The organism is Coleofasciculus sp. LEGE 07092 (assembly GCF_015207375.1).
Lineage (GTDB): Bacteria > Cyanobacteriota > Cyanobacteriia > Cyanobacteriales > Coleofasciculaceae > LEGE-07092.
On sequence record NZ_JADEWY010000237.1, the window covers coordinates 1 to 3,879 of the forward strand.

The window sequence follows — 3,879 nt, forward strand, 5'->3', positions numbered from 1 at the left end:
CCCCTTGTCCCCCCATCCTCTTCCTCCCCATCAATTCCCTTTGAAGATGAGCTGAAAATACGAGGCGTCAACTTGCTCGACCCTCGGATACACAAAGCGATCGCTTCGAGTTCAGACCCTTACTTGAGTATCAAAGCTTGGCTGGAATGGTCATCAACTCAAGTTGTTGAGAGTCCCACGGGGTCACTGTTGACAGCGCTGCGTTCTGGATGGCGACCGAGAAATATGGATGAACGCCCCCGACGTACTGTTATCCCCGATTTACCGCCAGAACTCTCTGAATGGGCGAAGCAGAAGCGCTCGATCATCCAGCAAATCATTTGGTCTGACCTAGAGAAGCAGTGGGTTGTGTTTTTGCATGGAGAACCGCCCCTGCCTGCTGTTCAAGCCATGAGCTTATTTCCCTAGAGGTTAACTATCATGAATAATTCAATCGCACCGGGGACGAAGGTTCGTTTCAAGATTCCTGGTAAGCGCAAACACTCTGACGGGGTTGTTGATAAAAGGAAGCCCACTCACCACACACATCACACTAAGATTCCGGTGAAGGGTAACTACGGTACTGAATTTTGGTGTCTACCCAAGGACGTTGAGGTTATTGAAAAGAAGCCGAACACCGTATCTTCACCATCACAACCGCCACCTGAATTACCCTCGTATCAGGAGGAACAACCGGATAACAACAGTTCGACGGCGCTCACTGAGATACAAACAAACGGAGATTTGGTTCTCCTCCAAGCCGATCTAAGAAGCATTGACCCCCGACTCTTAACGCCTCATCCTCAAAACTTAAGCATTTATGGTGAAAATGAGGATGTGTCACAACTGGTGGAATTAATCTTAGAATCTGGCTGGATGAAGCCGATTGTCGTCACTCCCGAAGGTCGAATCATATCCGGTCACAGGCGCTGTTCGGCAGCATTGCAGCTTGGATGGGAAGAAGTGCCGATAATTGTGCAAGATTTCGGTGATGAGGTGGCTCAACTCGAAGCGCTGCTTTTGGAAAATGCCAGCCGGAATAAAAATCCTGAGCAGAAGGTCAGAGAAGGGTTCACCTGGGAAACTATTGAACGGGAACGGGCAAAACTTCGTCAATTAGCGGCTCAGAATAATGATGCAGGTCGAGCAGTTGTGGAAAATTTTCCACAACTGGTCAATGGTGGAAAAGGAAAAACCAGAGATGCGATCGCCAACCGTATCGGTCTAGGTTCAGGGCGTAACTACGACAAAGCTGCCAAAGTAGTACAGGCGATCGATGAGTTAATCGGTTCATCTGAAGAAGAAAACCGGGACTTTGCATATTCTCTGAGGCAGGCGCTAAACCTTGGCAGCGTCCACGCCGCTTACAAACTGCTCCATCCGAACACAGGACGGAAGGGGACAAGGAGACAAGGAGATGGGGGGACAAGGGGACAAGGGGAACTTCTCCCCATCACCCCATCCTCTTCAAGTTTCCCTGTAGAACGGCAGAGGGTGATTGTCAGCAATCCCAACTCCCCATTTTTTAACCAACACGGCATGGTCACAGCACGACCTAACCGAGACTTGGCAATCGTGCTCATTGATGTTAATGCTGTTGGAGATATTGGAGTAAGAGAGCCGTTTGCTGTGAGTGAGTTACAACCCGAACCCCTACCCGGAACCCCACCGATTGAACACAGTAATGAAATACCTCTTGCGGTGAGCGGTGCCGAACCGCCCAGTTTGAGCCAGTGTTGGACAAAGGAGGACGTGTTTGCATTTATCTTTCTCAATGCAGAGAGTGCTAGAGATGAGTTTTTGCAGATTGAATGGAGCGATCGCAATTGCATTCGAGAAATTTCTCTTAACACCATCGACTTAATGCTGATTGGCAAGCTCAAAGAACTAGGGTTGGACTACAGCCTTCTTATGGGGCTGCTTGAAAGGGATAAGTTAGCTGAAATTGAGTATCTCAAACAGGTCTTAGAGAAGCTTGAGGCAGAAAATCTTGCCCTTAAATCCCTCACTCAGGTAAAAATCGAGAACCAGTCGGATGAGTGGTTAGAGGAGACTATCAGGCAATGTCAACAAGAACTCAACAGGAGGCGCAGTGACTCTTCACGACACTTACGGTTATTTCAAGGAAAACTCTCCTTATGAGCCAGTAGTACATCTGTTCGATAATGGCTTCCCGTTACGCGACCCCTTTCCCATGGCACGGGCAACTGACCCAAGTACGGGTGAGAGAATCTTGGGATGGGTGCCGGATATGGAACGAATGAGTGATGAGCAGAAAAGTGCGATCGCATCCCTTCTCACTTCCAAATATCCCGATTTCTCTGCTGAAGACATCGCTTCGAGAAGCCTCAGCGACCACCTCCGCGAGGGGTTCATGGTGCAGTCCGAGTGGATAGAGCGCATTGAAGTAGGGGCAGAAGGATACTGGAGGTCAGTTGAGTGGCACTCCTTCCTAGATTCTGACCCTGCACCAGAGGAGTTTTTAGGCTTCTTTCAGGCTCAGTTTGAGATATGGATACAGGGTGATATTCAGCCACCACCTCTGCCATCTCATTGGCGTGAAGTGCCTCCAGAATTACTTAATTTAAGGGCGATCGCATGGTTTAATCGTCGGGGGATTCCATTGGGTCAGATGACAGTGGAAACAGTTAATCCAGATGGTACAATTTCAACGGAAATGGGTGAATTAACTTTGGGCGGACAAGGAAAATCTCTGTTAGAAATGATGCTGCCTAGCTTGTACTCAAATGATGATGATGATGAAGATTTTTAGGTTTTAGGTTTTAGGAAAAATTTCTTCATCACCTACCACCTACAACTAAGGCGCGTATTCAGATTTGATAAATTTTGTGTAACTATTCGCGTCAAACTTCTGCCAGTAGGACTTAATTGCTGCGATAATCTCTGCCTTACGCTTGGCTTTTTCGTCTTCTGGATCACGTAAATGTTCATCCATGAAATCTCTCATGTAAATAGTGCCTATCTGTGTCCCGGCTAGTGCTTCTCGGCAGATTTCCCCATGCAACTGAGTCGAGGGGTCATAGGCTAGCAACACACGCTTGACCATTGTGGAGGGGCGTTTACTGTAGGTGATGCGTTCCTCTGGAGATTTCGGCAGCACGTATTCGCTGAGTTTCTCAATTTTAGGGAATCGGGCGTCAGCGTACTCCTCATCATCTTCCATATCCTCATCCTCATCGATGTCTATCACCGGGGGACGAGGATAATTTTTTAGGTAACTTTCAACTCGTGCAAACTCTTCACGCAATAAGGCGATGCCTTCGGCGGGCTTCGCCAACGCTTTTAATCTTTCTCTCAGTTGACTAATCCCGTCTCCCAGTTGACTAATCCCGGTTTCAATACCTGTTAGTCTCGACTCCAACTGGCTGATATCAATCTGTGTTTGTGACTGCTTCATCACATCCTGGATGCTTGTCCAGGGAACATAAGCCCGACCATTAATCGTGATGATTTCTCCGGCTTCAACGGCTTGCTGCACTTGGATGTTGGTCATAAAGATTCACTTACGAAGTGATGCGTGTTCTTCTAGCCTAGCGGAGTAGTGTGTGTGATGTTATCTAGGTTTTCCATCATGCACTATGCATTCACAGGCAGTCGCAATGGTCAGTATCTTGCTGGTAATTGGGCGCTTCGATATATTCGGGAAACTATCGCTCAGTATGTTGGAGAGGATAATTACTGGCACGTTGGAGACTGTGACGGGGTAGATGCAGTGATTCGGGTGTGGACTCGTGAATATGCCCCTGAACAATGGCAGCGTACTTTTGTCTATGTGGTCAAACCCACCGGCTGCGACAAACGGGGCAAAGCGATGCTGACTCCCTATGATTTTGCCCAACGAACTAAACGCATGATTCGGGCGCTGCCGAATGATGGAAT

At 48.1% G+C, this 3,879-nt stretch carries 5 protein-coding genes; 4 read left to right on the top strand and 1 reads right to left on the bottom strand.

Translation table 11 applies throughout. The annotated features are described in order from the left end of the window. The 3 genes from IQ257_RS28945 to IQ257_RS28955 form a co-directional block, all read left to right on the top strand. Nucleotides 1-408, top strand: a 408-nt coding sequence (locus IQ257_RS28945; protein WP_193933458.1) for a hypothetical protein, incomplete at its 5' end; no start/stop codon positions are given. A gap of 12 nt (nt 409-420) precedes the next feature. Next, the gene (locus IQ257_RS28950; protein ID WP_193933460.1) at nt 421-2,121 is read left to right on the top strand and encodes a ParB/RepB/Spo0J family partition protein; all 1,701 of its coding nucleotides are present in this window, start codon (nt 421-423) and stop codon (nt 2,119-2,121) included. Further along, on the top strand, nt 2,072-2,752 hold the full coding sequence (locus IQ257_RS28955; RefSeq protein WP_193882662.1) for a hypothetical protein: 681 nt from the start codon (nt 2,072-2,074) through the stop codon (nt 2,750-2,752). Before IQ257_RS28950 ends, IQ257_RS28955 begins: the two co-directional genes overlap by 50 nt. 45 nt (nt 2,753-2,797) lie before the next feature. Here IQ257_RS28955 and IQ257_RS28960 read toward each other — a convergent pair whose 3' ends face one another. Then, nucleotides 2,798-3,493 (bottom strand): hypothetical protein, encoded by a 696-nt coding sequence (locus IQ257_RS28960; RefSeq protein ID WP_193882665.1) that lies wholly within the window; start codon nt 3,491-3,493, stop codon nt 2,798-2,800. A 78-nt stretch (nt 3,494-3,571) separates the two neighbouring features. Between IQ257_RS28960 and IQ257_RS28965 the strand changes: the two genes are divergently transcribed. Beyond that, nucleotides 3,572-3,879, top strand: a 308-nt coding sequence (locus IQ257_RS28965; protein WP_193933462.1) for a hypothetical protein, incomplete at its 3' end; no start/stop codon positions are given.